16 protein-coding genes are annotated in these 15551 nt (G+C 38.4%); 7 read left to right on the top strand and 9 right to left on the bottom strand.

Features of this window, described 5'->3' with window-relative positions; all coding sequences use genetic code 11:
• The first annotated feature begins 40 nt into the window (after window positions 1-40).
• The gene (locus ABFU83_RS01950; RefSeq protein WP_347068489.1) at window positions 41-922 is read left to right on the top strand and encodes an SDR family oxidoreductase; all 882 of its coding nucleotides are present in this window, start codon (window positions 41-43) and stop codon (window positions 920-922) included.
• A 42-nt stretch (window positions 923-964) separates the two neighbouring features.
• On the opposite strand, the gene ABFU83_RS01945 is transcribed toward ABFU83_RS01950, so the two are convergent.
• The 5 genes from ABFU83_RS01945 to ABFU83_RS01925 form a co-directional block, all read right to left on the bottom strand.
• Window positions 965-1798, bottom strand: coding sequence for an N-acetylmuramoyl-L-alanine amidase (locus ABFU83_RS01945; RefSeq protein WP_347068488.1), 834 nt, complete (start codon window positions 1796-1798; stop codon window positions 965-967).
• Between the two features lie 240 nt (window positions 1799-2038).
• Window positions 2039-3049 carry a grasp-with-spasm system SPASM domain peptide maturase gene (gene gwsS / locus ABFU83_RS01940; RefSeq protein WP_347068486.1) on the bottom strand — a complete coding sequence of 337 codons (1011 nt, stop codon included), beginning with the start codon at window positions 3047-3049 and terminating at the stop codon, window positions 2039-2041.
• A 149-nt stretch (window positions 3050-3198) separates the two neighbouring features.
• Window positions 3199-4197 carry a grasp-with-spasm system ATP-grasp peptide maturase gene (gene gwsG / locus ABFU83_RS01935; protein ID WP_347068484.1) on the bottom strand — a complete coding sequence of 333 codons (999 nt, stop codon included), beginning with the start codon at window positions 4195-4197 and terminating at the stop codon, window positions 3199-3201.
• Window positions 4194-5027, bottom strand: a complete 834-nt coding sequence (locus ABFU83_RS01930) for a hypothetical protein (RefSeq protein ID WP_347068483.1) — start codon at window positions 5025-5027, stop codon at window positions 4194-4196. Before ABFU83_RS01930 ends, gwsG begins: the two co-directional genes overlap by 4 nt.
• On the bottom strand, window positions 5008-5223 hold the full coding sequence (locus tag ABFU83_RS01925) for a hypothetical protein (RefSeq protein WP_347068482.1): 216 nt from the start codon (window positions 5221-5223) through the stop codon (window positions 5008-5010). The genes ABFU83_RS01930 and ABFU83_RS01925 overlap by 20 nt, the downstream gene beginning before the upstream one ends.
• Window positions 5224-5477: 254 nt before the next feature.
• Here ABFU83_RS01925 and ABFU83_RS01920 point away from each other — a divergent pair, with 254 nt between their 5' ends.
• The 6 genes from ABFU83_RS01920 to ABFU83_RS01895 all read left to right on the top strand — a co-directional run bounded on the left by ABFU83_RS01920 (window position 5478) and on the right by ABFU83_RS01895 (window position 10731).
• Window positions 5478-6245 carry an AAA family ATPase gene (locus tag ABFU83_RS01920; RefSeq protein WP_347068480.1) on the top strand — a complete coding sequence of 256 codons (768 nt, stop codon included), beginning with the start codon at window positions 5478-5480 and terminating at the stop codon, window positions 6243-6245.
• 5 nt (window positions 6246-6250) lie between these two features.
• Window positions 6251-7150 (top strand): ParB/RepB/Spo0J family partition protein, encoded by a 900-nt coding sequence (locus tag ABFU83_RS01915; protein WP_347068478.1) that lies wholly within the window; start codon window positions 6251-6253, stop codon window positions 7148-7150.
• Window positions 7150-7722, top strand: a complete 573-nt coding sequence (locus tag ABFU83_RS01910) for a DUF5683 domain-containing protein (protein ID WP_347068476.1) — start codon at window positions 7150-7152, stop codon at window positions 7720-7722. Before ABFU83_RS01915 ends, ABFU83_RS01910 begins: the two co-directional genes overlap by 1 nt.
• A 13-nt stretch (window positions 7723-7735) precedes the next feature.
• Window positions 7736-8437: a 4-hydroxy-tetrahydrodipicolinate reductase gene (gene dapB / locus ABFU83_RS01905; RefSeq protein WP_347068475.1), complete on the top strand. Its 702-nt coding sequence runs from the start codon at window positions 7736-7738 to the stop codon at window positions 8435-8437.
• Window positions 8438-8455: 18 nt separating this feature from the next.
• On the top strand, window positions 8456-10003 hold the full coding sequence (gene lepB / locus ABFU83_RS01900) for a signal peptidase I (protein ID WP_347068473.1): 1548 nt from the start codon (window positions 8456-8458) through the stop codon (window positions 10001-10003).
• Between the two features lie 116 nt (window positions 10004-10119).
• The gene (locus tag ABFU83_RS01895; RefSeq protein WP_347068471.1) at window positions 10120-10731 is read left to right on the top strand and encodes a WbqC family protein; all 612 of its coding nucleotides are present in this window, start codon (window positions 10120-10122) and stop codon (window positions 10729-10731) included.
• A gap of 6 nt (window positions 10732-10737) precedes the next feature.
• Here ABFU83_RS01895 and ABFU83_RS01890 read toward each other — a convergent pair whose 3' ends face one another.
• The 4 genes from ABFU83_RS01890 to mutL are packed head-to-tail and all read right to left on the bottom strand — an operon-like array spanning window position 10738 to window position 15451.
• Window positions 10738-11817, bottom strand: coding sequence for an endonuclease/exonuclease/phosphatase family protein (locus ABFU83_RS01890; RefSeq protein ID WP_347068469.1), 1080 nt, complete (start codon window positions 11815-11817; stop codon window positions 10738-10740).
• A gap of 36 nt (window positions 11818-11853) precedes the next feature.
• Complete coding sequence (locus ABFU83_RS01885; RefSeq protein WP_347068468.1) at window positions 11854-12717, bottom strand: rhomboid family intramembrane serine protease; 864 nt, start codon at window positions 12715-12717, stop codon at window positions 11854-11856.
• 59 nt (window positions 12718-12776) lie between these two features.
• A complete protein-coding gene (locus tag ABFU83_RS01880) occupies window positions 12777-13529 on the bottom strand; it encodes a rhomboid family intramembrane serine protease (RefSeq protein ID WP_347068466.1) in 753 nt (250 codons plus the stop codon).
• A complete protein-coding gene (gene mutL / locus ABFU83_RS01875; RefSeq protein WP_347068464.1) occupies window positions 13526-15451 on the bottom strand; it encodes a DNA mismatch repair endonuclease MutL in 1926 nt (641 codons plus the stop codon). Before mutL ends, ABFU83_RS01880 begins: the two co-directional genes overlap by 4 nt.
• Between the last annotated feature and the right edge of the window lie 100 nt (window positions 15452-15551).

The following is a 15551-nucleotide window of genomic DNA, read 5'->3' as shown; positions in this document are numbered from 1 at the left end:
TTATTTTTTAGTATATTTACCATTACAAAAAACATAACCTATGAATTTTACTGCAAAAATGCTTCGCGATAACGCACTGGAAGATAAAGTAATCGTCGTTACCGGTGGCGGAAGTGGTCTTGGAAAAGCCATGACCCGATATTTTCTGGAACTGGGCGCCAAAGTAGCCATTACTTCCCGTGATCTGGACAAATTGCAAACTACGGCAACGGAACTGGAACAGGAAACCGGTGGTAAATGTCTCGCAGTCGCCTGTGATGTCCGGCATTATGAGCAGGTAGAAAACATGCTACAGGCCGTTTTAAAAGCATTTGGAAAAGTAGACGTTTTACTCAACAATGCTGCCGGGAACTTTATCTCCCCAACCGAACGCCTATCGGCCAATGCTTTTGATACGATAATCGATATCGTACTAAAAGGATCCAAAAACTGTACATTAGCTTTTGGAAAACACTGGATCGACACCAAACAAACCAATACCAACATTCTGAATATCGTAACGACCTATGCCTGGACCGGATCGGCTTATGTGGTACCGTCGGCTACAGCTAAAGCCGGTGTATTGGCCATGACACGCAGTCTTGCGGTAGAATGGGCCAAATATGGTATTCGTACCAACGCGATCGCACCGGGACCATTCCCTACCAAAGGTGCCTGGGACCGACTATTACCCGGCGATTTAAAGGACAAATTCGATTTAGCCAAAAAAGTCCCTTTAAAACGCGTAGGCGACCATCAGGAACTGGCCAATCTGGCGGCTTATCTGGTATCCGATTTTTCAGCCTACATTAACGGTGAAGTGATCACCATCGATGGTGGTGAATGGCTACAGGGCGCCGGACAGTTTAACCTGTTGGAAGCTATACCAAAAGAAATGTGGGACATGCTCGAAGCCATGATCAAACAAAAAGGAAACAAATAAAAATATAGAAAGCCGTTCCATCAGTTGGAACGGCTTTTTCGTTTACAAATACTTTTGGTAGATCGCATAAAGAATACTCAAATCATGTTCGCTTAGTTCAGCGGACTCCTCATTTTCCTGAATATAGTGAATTTTAAATGCTTTGATGGCCGCGTCGGCATTACTTACATCATAACCGATGACCTTCAGTCCAATTTTTGGATCAAAACCGGCTGGCGGTGTGATCAGTTCTTCTTCTGTGTACCAATAACCAAATCCTTTCTCGGCAATGCTTTTCCAGGGAAAATGGTGGGGATCCACTTTTCGCGTAGGCGCCAGATCGGCATGTGCAATAAAATTGGCCTGCGGAATATTGTAGGTACTTTTCAGATAATCCAATAACTGAATCAATGTCGCAATTTGTATATCCGGCCAGGGATCGGTGGTGCCATTGTTATCCAATTCAATCCCAATTGAGGACGAATTCAGGTCAGTATCATTTCCCCATTTTCCTACTCCGGCATGATAGGCTCTAAAATAATCATTTGCCATTTGTACGATACTTCCATCACGTCCAATTATATAATGCGCACTTACCTCACGTTTCGAAGACAAAAAAGTCCGGATGGTTTGCCCAACCGAATCCTGAGCCGTATGATGCAGCACCACATAATTCGGTTTTCGGATGCCAAAATTCACCGTGCCAATCCACCTTTTACGACCGGTTGTATCAACCGCTTTCAATCCCTGATTCTCAGGCGGAACTTGCCTGTAAACACCGGCATAACCGCGAGCTTGTTTTTTATAGGACGGGCCATCCACATAATATTTGCTTCCCGAACAGGAAAGCAATACCAACGAAAGCAACAAGCTTGCTACTACAACTAACATTCTCATAAGCTTATATATTTAGATGAATATTCACTATTGGAATCCTGACCTTACAATTTACAAAAAATCACACCAATAAAACAAATTGTTATAAAATCAAACTTAAAACAAAAACAAAAATACAAGGCGCGTTAAAATTGTAAAACAAAAATCCAAAAACCGTCCTCCGTAAATGTCAGATAAATACCGTCGAACAGAACAACAGCCTTACCGGGAACTTTATTACATTGTTAACAAATAAGATTTTCATAAACCATAATATGCTATTATCTCTTTTTTAGAGTTATCTGAATTCCATTCACTCCATTCATTAGTATAGGGATTATACCCACATTTTAAAGGTTTTGAAAACTTATTGTTTGGTTCTTCAACATAAGCTCTGCAGTCTGTACAAATATGTCTAAACTCACAATCCTTACACACCTCGATTATATCTTTTTTAATACTCCAGCAATCTTTAAAACAATAATTATCAACGACATCTAGTAACTTCGTATCCTTAATATTGCCATAACTTTCTTTCATGGACGGACAATTCTTTATATCTCCATCATTATCGATGGCGATTTTTTTATTCAGACAAGTATTAAAATGATTGGATTCTGTAAACGTTTTTATATTAATTGAAAAATAGTCTTGAGAGATTTGACCGCAATCAGTACATGAGTTAATCGTATGATTTGTAATGTATATTCTCGGATTGTCATTTATTATTTTCTCATTACAGGAATGAAAAACAATACTTAATATAATATTACTCTTTGCTAATAGCTCTTGAATACCCTGCATATCATTAGAGTCATATTTAGCATAAATCACGATAACTGAAACGCCACCTTTATGTAATTCTATCAGTATTTGTTCACATAAGGGAATATTTATATTGGAGTAAAATCGGAATTCAATGTACTTACAACTTAAATCGTTTAACTGATCAATAAGATTGATAAGCGCTGCTTCGTTTAAATTATCCGCTTCTATAATGGCATTATTTATCGTTTCCGGGCTATCCCATTCCAAACTTAAATCCGGATAATACTCCGGATATTTTGTAAAAAAACCTAATTCTTCTTTCACAAATAAATCAATCCATTGTTTCAAATTGTCAGCTACATCAATCGTAGTATTCCCGCTTAACAAAAAGTCAGCTACAAAATTTGGAATAATATAATTCTTATTTCTTTCTAAATCTGATATTGAACTTCGTTTACAACCTTTTACAATTATACAGGTGGCAAATAATTTAAAATACTTCATCTTTTAATATTTTTGAAATAGGTTTTTGTGGTCCGGAACACATCGATAATTTTGTTTTATACTTACCTATGTAATCAAAAAACAACTCCTGTATTTCCGTTTCTTTCTGCTTTTCAACTTTTTCTAATAATGAGTATATGGCGGGTAATTTACTGTTCATTAAAGTTTACAATTAAAGATTTAGCTATTTCTTTTTCTAAGTAATAATTACAGGGATATGAGGTCATACCAAATTGACCTATAGGGTTCACTTCCAAAAAAACAAAATCATTATCCGGAGTCAGTATAATATCAACAGATCCTGTGTTAAGATTCAAAATAGACATCAAATTATCTATTCTTTTTTCAACTTCTTCAGGTAATTTAAAGGGTATATTTCGATTAGGATGCAAATCATTATAATTTCTAAAATCTACGGAAGTCTTTTTATCTAATTGAGAAAAAATTGCCATTGAATAAAACTTCCCTTCTATAAAAAAGCTCCTGATTTCAATTTCCTTTTCGATATATTTTTGAAATAGTGAAGGAAAAAATCGTTCTTCAATTTGCTCTAGAAAACATTCCTCAATTATGACCGTTTTGTTTATATAATTATGTGATTTCCCGGAAAAACTCATTGCTTCTCCCAAAGGTTTCGTTATAATTTTTTTATGCTTTTCGTAAAATTGCAATAAGTCATTCTTATTATTACAAATAATACTTTCAGGTATTTTCAATCCAACACTGGCAGCAGTTTTTAGAACAGTTACTTTATCTATAGCTATTGCATTAAAAAAGGGTAACGATTTAATATTTTTAGTTTGTAAAAAATCGAAAAGGAGCTTACATGACTTTCTCATTTCGATTATTACATTATTCTTAATATTTGCTAAAACTCCAATATCAACATCTTCAAACTTTTTCAATTCATCGTTAAAGGAGAAATTATACGGAATCCATCTTCTATTCCAAACAGATGTAAGATTGTTTAACAGGATATTCCCAAGACTTAATTCAATGCCGTTATCAGAAAGCATTACTTTAAAATTCAGTTCAGAATTCAAATAGGATTCTCCATCAACCCTAACAAAGGGCGCTTTATAATAACAAAGCCAATCAATGACATCATTAGTGCTTTGATCAAAATGGGCACTTAAAATTAAGATCATTTTACTTCTTTCAATTCGACCATTATTTTTCTCCCCCTATAGTCAATATCCAATTTTACAAAACCGAATTTTTCATTAAAATAGTACTTGCAAGAAGAAACTATTTTTCCATTCGCTAACGATTTACAATGAATAACAAAACAATCCATTACTCCCATTGTCTTCAACTTAATTTGTTCCTTTCCAACTATTTGATATTTATTATGAATTTGGGATTCGCTTATTTTAAGATCTTGTCTCATATTGTCCTGGACATGTAAATTACTTGTCCATTCTTTATTTAACGCTAACGGGAAATTAACAACCGGAAAAGGCGTTACTTCAAAAAAAGAAAAACCGGAAGATGTCCTTGGCGGATGCAAAAAAATCATTCTTTCATCTTCAATAATCCCGGACAATTCCGAAAGAGCACCAATTGGGCAATCATCATAATAATAATCGTATTTTATTATTGTCTGGTCTTGCAATATAGACTTATACGTACCCTTAAAGACGGTAAGAATAAATTTATTTATTCTTGTCGCATCATCATCAATATCCTTTTTTTGAACTAAAACAGGTTCTCTTCTTAAACCTTTCAATTCTAAAATGTATTCTATATTGTCTTTAAAAAAATGTATGGAATAGATAAACTTCGATCCGCTTTTATAAATCGTATTGTCCAAATTATTAACATTCGGTTTTCCGTTATCGATAAACATCTTATCTTCATAGCAGTTCCTTTCTCTAAAATTTTTACACGACACACAAAGAACTCCTAAAAAAAACAAAAAGCAACTCTTTTTAAAAAAAGAGCTGCTCAAAAAAAAGTTAACAAGTTCCTTCATCATACCAATCGCCAGAAGCGTCGTTTTGAGTTCCGTAATCATTTCCGTAAATCCATTCCAGAATTGCACTTATGGTTGTATTCGTTTTGTACGGCTTTGTAGTTTGCGTGCCCGCAAAAGACCCTCCATTAACAAACTCTTTTTTTGTAATTACATTCTTTTGAGTAATCACATTTTTTTCAAAATCATCTAGGCTCATAATATATAAATTTGCATTAATAATCAGCAATATACTAAAATTATATAACATTTTGTTATATTCAAAACACAACATCTATTACCCCAACGCAACATTTCATATTATTTTTTATAAAACATCTGACAGAAACCAAAGTGCTAAACATTATATATAAACCATTCATCGGCCTTCTAACTTTATTACATTGTTAACAAATAAGATTTTCATAAACCATAATAAATTGTATTTTTACGGTTCAAAATTTTTAAAGACAGATGGGTAAAATCATTGCTATAGCCAATCAAAAGGGAGGCGTTGGAAAAACTACAACTTCAGTAAATTTAGCTGCCGCGTTAGGCGTATTGGAAAAAAAAGTTTTATTGATTGATGCTGATCCACAGGCAAATGCCAGTTCCGGATTAGGTATCGATGTTGAAAGCGTAGAAATAGGAACCTACCAGATTTTAGAGCATAGTAATACCCCGGACGAAGCTACTTTGGCGTGTTCGGCTCCCAATGTATCTTTAATTCCGGCTCATATTGACCTGGTAGCGATCGAAATTGAGTTAGTCGACAAAGAAAACCGTGAATACATGCTAAAACAAGCACTGGAAAGCACTAAGGAAAAGTACGACTATATCATCATCGATTGCGCACCGTCATTAGGTTTGCTAACGCTTAATGCCTTAACAGCTGCTGATTCGGTAGTCATTCCGATCCAATGCGAATATTTTGCGTTGGAAGGTTTAGGCAAATTACTGAATACGATTAAAAGCGTTCAGAAAATCCACAACCCACAACTGGATATCGAAGGATTGTTATTAACGATGTACGATTCCCGTTTGCGTCTTTCCAATCAGGTAGTAGAAGAAGTACAAAAACATTTTAACGATATGGTATTCGAAACGGTTATCCAGCGTAATGTGAAGTTAAGTGAAGCGCCGAGTTTCGGAGAAAGCATCATTAACTATGACGCGACCAGTAAAGGAGCAACCAACTATATCCATTTAGCAGAAGAAATAATCAAAAAAAACAGTAACTAGTTTTTATGACAAAAGCAATAAAAAAACAAGCATTAGGAAGAGGCTTATCCGCATTATTAAAAGACCCGGAAAACGATATTAAATCCGTGGAAGACAAAAATGCCGATAAGGTTGTTGGGAATATTATTGAGCTTGAAATAGATGCTATTGAAATAAACCCGTTCCAGCCGCGTACCAATTTCAATGAAGAATCGTTACAGGAATTGGCCACTTCTATCCGTGAGTTAGGGGTAATCCAACCGATTACGGTTCGAAAAATGGAATTCAACAAATACCAGCTGATTTCCGGAGAACGTCGTTTGCGCGCTTCAAAATTAGTGGGTTTAACAGCGATACCGGCTTATATTCGTTTGGCAAACGATAACGATTCGCTGGTGATGGCTTTGGTGGAAAACATCCAGCGTCATGACTTGGATCCGATCGAAATTGCCTTATCGTACCAACGTCTGATCGATGAAATTCAGTTAACACAGGAACAGATGAGCGACCGCGTGGGTAAAAAACGATCAACGATTGCGAACTACCTGCGTTTGTTAAAACTGGATCCGATTATTCAGACGGGAATCCGCGACGGTTTTATCACGATGGGACACGGACGTGCGATCATCAATGTAGAAGATCTGGACGTTCAAACCGATATCTATCAGAAAATCGTAAGTCAGAACCTATCGGTACGGGAAACGGAAGCTTTGGTAAAAGCCTATCACGAAAGTTTAAAACCGGCTCCGGCCAAAGCACCAAAAGGAAACACTTTTACAGTAGCCGAAGAAAATAAACAGGCGATTACCGAATTTTTCGGAGCCAAAGTGGATGTAAAGGTAGCCGGAAACGGTAAAGGAAAAATCACCATACCTTTTCATTCCGAAGAAGATTTTAAACGAATTATTAAGCTAATAGAAGGTTAGTGCGTCGCTTTTCCTCCATACTGATGCTGACCTTACTTTTAATCGGTCCGTTTGTTTTTTCACAAAATAAAAAAGACGACGCGCTGCTACAAGTAAAAGACACGGTCAAAGCTGTTCGCATCAATCCCCTTGCGCCATCGAAAGCCGCTTTTTATTCGGCCGTAGTACCGGGATTGGGTCAGATTTACAATAAAAAATACTGGAAGGTTCCCTTAGTCTATATCGGACTGGGAACCGGTTTGTATTTCTACAACAGCAATAACAACAAATACCACGACTTCCGTAACGAATACAAAAAGCGTCTGAACGGTACGGCCGATCCGAACGATCCGTATTTTGGCGGACTGGATAACAACCGACTGATCGAAGCGCAAAAATTCTATCAGCGAAACCGGGATCTTTCCATTCTGGTAACGGTTGGGATTTATATTCTGAATATTGTGGATGCCAACGTAGACGCACACTTAATGCAATTTAACGTAAACGACAACCTGTCGATCCGTCCCGATATTTACCAGAATAATCTGGACTACAAACAAAATCTTGGACTAACGTTAAATTATCATTTTTAAAGCATACTGATCAATGAAAATAGCACTTTTGGGATATGGGAAAATGGGAAAAGTGATCGAACGCATCGCCTTGGAACGCGGACACGAAATTGTACTTCGCAAATCCAGCAGCGATAGCTATGACGGTCTCGAAAATGCCGATGTTGCCATCGATTTTAGCGTACCGACGAGTGCCGTACGTAACATTTCCACTTGTTTTGATACTAATATACCGGTAGTATCCGGAACCACCGGATGGCTGGAACAATATGATGCCGTAGTTGAAGAATGCCGCAAAAAAAACGGTACTTTTTTATACGGATCCAATTTCAGCCTGGGCGTAAACCTGTTCTTTGAACTCAACAATTACCTGGCAAAAATGATGGCCAACCTAAAGGAGTACAATGTAACGATGGAAGAAATCCACCATACACAAAAACTGGATGCGCCCAGCGGAACCGCTATTTCATTAGCAAAAGGGATCATCGAAAATTCGGCTTATACGGATTGGACAATGGAAACTGCGAAAGCCAACGAGATACATATCGAAGCCAAACGCATCGAAAATGTACCCGGTACGCATACCGTTACCTATAACTCTGAAGTCGATTTTATCGAAATCAAACACGTGGCCCATAACCGCGAAGGATTCGCCTTAGGCGCAGTTGTTGCTGCTGAGTGGATCGTTGGTAAAAAAGGGATTTACACGATGAAAGACGTATTAAACCTGATGTAATAATATAAAAAAACAAATATGACACTAATCCAATGGTTTATATTTTTCCTTGTAATACAAATCGTTCATTACGTAGGAACCTGGAAATTATATGAAAAAGCCGGACGTAAATCCTGGGAAGCTGCAATTCCGGTTTACAACGCAATCGTGCTGATGAAAATCATCGACCGTCCGCGTTGGTGGACAATCCTTCTTTTTATCCCGATTGTCAATCTGATTATGTTCCCGGTAATCTGGGTGGAAATCTTACGCGCTTTTGGAAAAAAATCGACTGCCGATACTATTTTAGGTGTCGTAACTTTAGGGCTATATATTTATTATATTAACTATACACAAGACGTAACTTATATTCCGAATAAAAACCATGTCAAGACAGACAACACCTTAAGTTCGCTGTTATTTGCTATTGTGGTAGCCACATTAGTCCACACCTATGTGATGCAGCCGTATACGATTCCATCATCATCCCTGGAAAAATCGCTATTAATCGGAGACTTTCTTTTTGTGAGTAAATTCCATTACGGAGCCCGTACGCCACAAACAGCTGTAGCTTTACCAATGGTACACGATTCTATTCCATTGATTAAAGCAAAATCCTATTTAAACTGGCCACAGATTCCAACGTTCCGTTTTCCGGGAATCCAGAAAATCGAGCGCAACGATATCGTAGTATTCAACTGGCCGGTAGATACCGTTAAAACGATGTTTGGAGACAATTCCGGACAATATACTTACAAACCCGTAGACAAAAAAACCAACTATGTAAAACGTTGTGTGGGTATTCCGGGCGACAGTCTTTCGATAAAAGATGGTGTTGTTATGATCAATGGAAAACCATTACCATTACACGATCGTCAGAAACTACAATTTTCGTATGATGTGGTAACCGATGGTAATCGTTTCGACTACAATTACCTGATACACGATTTAAAATTAAATCCAAATGAAATTGGTGCGATATCTGAGACTCAATTTATATTTCAGTGTCTTACCGATGAAACAGCCAACCGTTTACGCAACAATCCAATCGTAAAATCGGTTACTAAAAAACTGACTACAGCAGGCGAATCCGATATTTTTACAGGACATCCGGGCTGGAACCGCGATAACTTCGGTCCGATTTATATCCCTGGGAAAGGACAGACAGTTGCTTTAAATACCCAATCGCTTCCGTATTACAAACAAATCATTACTGAATACGAACACAACGATCTAAAAGTAACCGGCGACGAAATTCGCATCAATGGCAAAGTTGTCAATTCCTACACCTTTCAACAGGACTATTACTGGATGATGGGAGACAACCGTCACAACTCGCAGGACAGCCGTTACTGGGGTTATGTACCGTTTGAAAACGTGGTTGGAAAACCGGTATTTATTTGGATGAGTTTAGACCAAAATGTACCTTGGGCTAAAGCAATCGATAAGATCCGTTGGGAACGTTTGTTCACTACAGTGGGTGGAAGCGGCGAACCGGTATCGTATTTCAAATACTTTGTTATCGTATTGGCAGCCTGGTTCGGATATGATTTCTACAGAAAAAGAAAAGCAAAAAGAAATTCGTAATTCAAAATCGCGATAAAACGGTTTACCCTGTAAACCAACTGAAATGAGAAGTAAGATGAAGCCGGTTAGCGATAACCGCTGATTTTACTTCTCTTTCGTCATAAAAAAACTAGCCTATGGACATTTTACTACATCCGACCTACTTCCCTTCTATCAGCCATTTTACTGCTATGGCAAAGGCGGATACGATTACTTTTGAAACAGAAGACAATTTCCAGAAACAGACCAACCGTAACCGGATGTATATCTACAGTCCAAACGGAATACAATTGTTAAACATTCCGGTAAAACATACTAAAGAACTGCATCAGAAATTTAAAGATGTTAAGATTGAAAACGCCTTTAACTGGCAGAAACAGCACTTTAAATCGCTTGAAGCGGCTTATAGAACGTCACCATTTTTTGAATATTTTGAAGATGATATCCGTCCGGTTTTTGAAAAACAACATACTTTTATGATGGATCTTAATTTTCAGATCATGGAAATCGTAACGGATTGTTTGGGAATGGATTTTAAATACGCCAAAACGGAAGAATATTTCCACGAAGTAACCGACAAAACGGATTTTAGAAACTTAGTCAACGGAAAAAAAGACACTGCTGTTTTCGAGCCCTACACTCAGGTTTTTGAAGAAAAACACGGTTTTATAAACAACCTTAGTATACTCGACCTGTTATTTAACGAAGGGCGTTATGCCATGGAATACCTCAAAAATCAGTCGCTTTAAAGGCGACTATTTTTTTGCTTTTTCGGTATCGGATGTAACCGGATGCTGTGGTGCTTCATCGCGTAATGTCAATCGGGTCGTGATCGGAAAATGATCGGAATTGATAAAATTATCGTGGTTCACGAAGTTCTTTACCTCGATACGTTTGTCGACAAAAACATAGTCAATGCGCGCCGGATAATAATCATAATCATAGGTCTTTCCGAAACCTTTACCGGCTTCTTCAAACGCATCTTTCATGTTTCCTTTAATGTTACGGTACACATACGAAAACGCACTGTTATTCAAATCACCACAGATAATTAACGGGAAATGACATTCCGCTTTATGTTGTTTGATCAACTCAGACTGCATTTGCTGAATCGCAAAGGCTTCACTAATCCGTCTGAAAATCTTTTTAGATTTCACCTCATCGATTTTCTCGTGGATATCGGGACTTATCTTGATCGACTGCAAATGCATGCTATATACGCGAAGGGTGTCTCTCCCTTTTTTGATATCGGCAAAAATTACGTTATTATTCGAATTTGGAAATTTAATATTCCCACCGTTTACAATCGGAAATTTCGAAAAAATAGCCTGACCGGTTTTTACCTTGTCGCCCTGCATATAAATAAACTGATGTTTATAGCCTTCAAAGTGTACCGGCTGCGTATTCGAATATTCCTGCAAACATAAAATATCCGGATTCTGTGACAATACAAACGCTTCGATCTTATCGATTACATTATCCTGCTTGATCCATTCGAACACGTTAAACAGTCGTACATTATAACTCATCACGACAAAATCATCCTCTTCAGCGATCAGATCTTTGGATGAGAATTTATAGAATTTATTAAAAAAGGTAATCCCGATCAGGAAAACGCAAAGCGAAAGTAGTACCTGTTTTTTAAGCTGAAGCAGCCAATAAAAAAGGAATAGTAAATTAAGGATCAGCATCAGTGGCAAAACCAACGTCAATACCGATAAAAACGGGAATAATTTTGGTGCGAGAAACGGCAACACATAGGCAATAAAGCTCAATACAGTGAGTACTATATTGAAAAAGAAAACTACTTTATTAAACCATGACAGATTTTTCATACTTCGCCGTTATCCGCTTATTATTTCGAAACCGGATTATTTCCCTACTTTAAACAGGAACTCCTTTTCTTCTTTTGTGAGACTATCATAACCGGATTTACTGATTTTATCCAGGATATCGTCGATTTTTTTTTGTGTCATATCCTTATCAGCTCTCGTTACAGTGCTGGTTTGGGACTGTTTTTGGGTATTCCGGTGTACCGTTTTAAAAGGCGTTGTTTTTTTCGGTCGGAATAATTCTGAAATGTAATCTAAAAAAGCCGAAATTCCTTTGGTCAAATCGGTACCATTCTGTAGCATTTTAATATATAAATAACCCAAAAAAGCACCACCCAAATGTGCAATATGTCCCCCGGTATTGTTTAACGGAATCTGAATCAGATCCAGCAAAACCAATGCCAGTGCAAGGTGCCACATTTTCACATTTCCGATCAGCAACAATCGGATTTCCGAAAACGGCGTATAGGTTGCCGCACCTACCAGAATCGCCATGATCGCTCCGGAAGCACCAACGAGTATTGTATTATTCTGAAAAATAAAATCGGTCGCTACAAACAACAGTCCGGCAAAAATCGCGCCTAAAAGATACAATCCGAACAATTGTTTTTGGGTAAAATAGGTAGTAAACAAACGGCTGGCAAAATTCAGCACGATCATATTAAACAACAGATGAAAAAAATCGGCATGCAGAAAAGCATACGTCAATAAAGTCCAGGGCCGGGTTATCATGGTCATCACATCCGATGACAAACTCGTCCAGTTCAGTATCACACTAAAAAGATCCGGAGCAAACGCTTTCAGAAGAAAAAACGGAATGGCAATTCCCACGTTCCAGAAAATCAGCTTTTGTGCGATTCCTCCCAGTCGGTATTGCATTTTAAAATCATCCAGTATATTCATTCTATTCTTTCTTTTTTGTGGTTTTTATACTACTAATTTAGGTTTTATTTTTGGAACCGTTAGCGATCCCAACGATTATTGTTGAATTGATTTTTTTTCCAGAACCACATCATCAGAAAACCGACAATTGCACCGCCAATATGGGCAAAATGCGCAATACCACTAGGTCCGCCAAAAATAGAACGGCCACTCATTCCCAGATACAAATCGACTAACAACAAGCCCGGAACAAAATATTTTGCTTTAATCGGAACCGGGATAAACATCAATGCCAGTTCGGCATTCGGGAACATAAAGGCAAAAGCCACCAAAAGCCCGTAAATAGCACCGGAAGCGCCAACAGCAGGCGCCGCAAAAGCAGAACCAAATTCGGTAACTTTATCCATTCCTCCTAAAACGGCACTCCAGTTTGGATTTATCTTCCCTTCCGATAACAACTGTACTACTTCCGATTGGGACACTCCATTTTCCATCAAAATATTTAATCCATCGTGGTACAAATAATAATTCACGCCACTATGCAGTAAAGCTGCACCCAATCCGCAGGAAATATAGAAAAACAGGAATTTTTTTCCACCCCAGAAATGCTCCAGTGTCGACCCAAACGAATACAAGGCAAACATATTAAAGAAAATATGCATCCATCCGCCATGCATAAACATATGCGTTAGCGGTTGCCAGAATTGGAAATTCGGATTTTCAAAATACCATAACGCCAAATAGTTAAAAGCCGCCGGAACAAACATGGTTCCCAGGAAAAAGATAACGTTAATAATAATTAACTGTTTTACGGTTTCGGTGATATTCATCATAGTGCAAATCGTTTATCAATGTCTTCCACCCGCATTGTGATGAAAGTCGGTTTAAGGAAAGGAGAAACATTTGGTTCTTTACAGGCAAACAAGGTATTCACCATCGTTTCCTGTTCGTGTTCGGTTAAATAGGTACCGGTTTTTACCGCCAGACTTCGCGCCATGGATTTAGCAATCCGGTCACACTGACTAAAACTGTTTTCCGGTAATTCGCCCTGCAAATCTCCGATAAGTTCTTCCAGTAAAATCGCTACCTCACTTTCGGCCACATTTACCGGTAATCCGGAAATAGTTATCCGATCGTCATGAAATGTCTCAAAAACAAAACCGGTGCTTTCCAGCGATGGTTTTAGTTCGGTAATAATAGCCAGTTCTGCTTTGGAAAAATACAATTCCAGCGGAAACAGCAATTGCTGACTCGAAGCCTGATGTACCGTTATATTCGTCAGAAACTGTTCGTATAGAATACGTTGGTGCGCGCGTCGCTGATCAACAATCAACATACCCGATTTAATGGGACTGACAATATATTTTTTATGAATTTGATAGGTTCGGTTATTCGATACCTCATCGATGGTATGCTCATCAAAAAGCGAACCGGTCACCTCCTCGCTTTCCAGCTGGATTTCTCCGATTTCCACCTCTTCGGTCGCCTGTTTAAGTCCTACATACAGACTTTCCCAGCTTGGTCCGGACGATTCTTTTTTATAGCTGCCACCGGAAAAAGAACTTCCGGAACCCGATGTCTTTTTTTCGGTTGCAAAATTCCCGGAAAAAGAAGCCGAAAAATTGGTAACCGGTTTTGTATCTTCTTCCAAAAACGGATTAAAATTGGCATCCACCTGAATCAAAGGTGTTTCTGCGTCTTTACCGGTATAATCATACGGCGTATCTAAAGTCGCATCCCGTTCGAAATCCAGTACCGGTGCCACATTAAACTGTCCGAGGCTATGTTTTATAGACGAACGCAAAATGGCATAAAGCGCCTGTTCGTCGTCAAATTTAATTTCTGTTTTTGTCGGATGGATATTGATATCGATCGTATGGGGCGGTAAATCCAGATATAGGAAATAACTTGGCTGGCAACCGTCTTTTAACAATCCTTCGTAGGCAGCCATAACCGCATGATGCAGATAAGGACTTTTAATAAACCGATCGTTGACAAAGAAAAACTGTTCACCGCGGCTCTTTTTAGCAAACTCCGGTTTTCCTACAAACCCCTGAATTTCGACAATCTCGGTACTTTCTTTAACCGGAACCAGCTTTTCGTTGGTCTTCCCGCCAAATACATTTACGATCCGTTGTCGGAAATTCGAAGCCGGCAGGTTAAACATTTCACTTCCATTGTGAAACAGTACAAAATGAATATTGGCATGCGCCAACGCGACCCGTTCGAACTCATCAATCACATGGCGAAACTCCACGGTATCCGATTTTAGGAAATTACGTCGTGCCGGAATATTAAAAAAGAGGTTTTTTACGGAAAAGGACGTTCCCTTTGGCAATACGGCTACTTCCTGCGATACAAACTTACTTCCTTCGATCACAATATGCGTCCCCAGTTCTTCCTGATCCTGTTTGGTTTTCATCTCCACATGAGCAATTGCCGCAATCGAAGCCAAAGCTTCCCCGCGAAACCCTTTGGTATGAAGTGAAAACAAATCTTCCGCATGACGAATCTTGGAGGTCGCATGACGTTCAAAACACAAACGCGCATCGGTAACACTCATTCCTTTACCGTTATCAATTACCTGAATAAGCGTTTTACCCGCATCTTTCACGATTAATTTAATTTCTGTTGCACCGGCATCCACCGCATTTTCTATCAATTCCTTGACAACAGAGGCAGGACGCTGCACCACCTCACCCGCGGCAATCTGATTGGCAACATGATCGGGAAGTAATTGGATAATACTCGACATTCGTATGTTTTGAAGCTGTTTAGATTAAAAAAGGGTTTTCCTTCTGAACCACCAAATTTAAAGAAAATGACAGACATTTAACGAATGAAGCCTCTCAATT

Origin of the sequence: Flavobacterium sp. WV_118_3, from assembly GCF_039778605.1 — a bacterium.
Lineage (GTDB): Bacteria > Bacteroidota > Bacteroidia > Flavobacteriales > Flavobacteriaceae > Flavobacterium.
The sequence above is the reverse complement of the archived record's forward strand: the minus strand, read 5'-3'. Positions and strand labels throughout refer to the sequence as shown.

Bases quoted from the DNA above. Each gene is read 5' to 3' on its own strand.
- ABFU83_RS01950 (WP_347068489.1), top strand. From the start codon at position 41: ATGAATTTTACTGCAAAAATGCTTCGCGATAACGCACTGGAAGATAAA.
- ABFU83_RS01945 (WP_347068488.1), bottom strand. From the start codon at position 1,798: ATGAGAATGTTAGTTGTAGTAGCAAGCTTGTTGCTTTCGTTGGTATTG.
- gwsS (WP_347068486.1), bottom strand. From the start codon at position 3,049: ATGAAGTATTTTAAATTATTTGCCACCTGTATAATTGTAAAAGGTTGT.
- gwsG (WP_347068484.1), bottom strand. From the start codon at position 4,197: ATGATCTTAATTTTAAGTGCCCATTTTGATCAAAGCACTAATGATGTC.
- ABFU83_RS01930 (WP_347068483.1), bottom strand. From the start codon at position 5,027: ATGATGAAGGAACTTGTTAACTTTTTTTTGAGCAGCTCTTTTTTTAAA.
- ABFU83_RS01925 (WP_347068482.1), bottom strand. From the start codon at position 5,223: ATGAGCCTAGATGATTTTGAAAAAAATGTGATTACTCAAAAGAATGTA.
- ABFU83_RS01920 (WP_347068480.1), top strand. From the start codon at position 5,478: ATGGGTAAAATCATTGCTATAGCCAATCAAAAGGGAGGCGTTGGAAAA.
- ABFU83_RS01915 (WP_347068478.1), top strand. From the start codon at position 6,251: ATGACAAAAGCAATAAAAAAACAAGCATTAGGAAGAGGCTTATCCGCA.
- dapB (WP_347068475.1), top strand. From the start codon at position 7,736: ATGAAAATAGCACTTTTGGGATATGGGAAAATGGGAAAAGTGATCGAA.
- lepB (WP_347068473.1), top strand. From the start codon at position 8,456: ATGACACTAATCCAATGGTTTATATTTTTCCTTGTAATACAAATCGTT.
- ABFU83_RS01895 (WP_347068471.1), top strand. From the start codon at position 10,120: ATGGACATTTTACTACATCCGACCTACTTCCCTTCTATCAGCCATTTT.
- ABFU83_RS01890 (WP_347068469.1), bottom strand. From the start codon at position 11,817: ATGAAAAATCTGTCATGGTTTAATAAAGTAGTTTTCTTTTTCAATATA.
- ABFU83_RS01885 (WP_347068468.1), bottom strand. From the start codon at position 12,717: ATGAATATACTGGATGATTTTAAAATGCAATACCGACTGGGAGGAATC.
- ABFU83_RS01880 (WP_347068466.1), bottom strand. From the start codon at position 13,529: ATGATGAATATCACCGAAACCGTAAAACAGTTAATTATTATTAACGTT.
- mutL (WP_347068464.1), bottom strand. From the start codon at position 15,451: ATGTCGAGTATTATCCAATTACTTCCCGATCATGTTGCCAATCAGATT.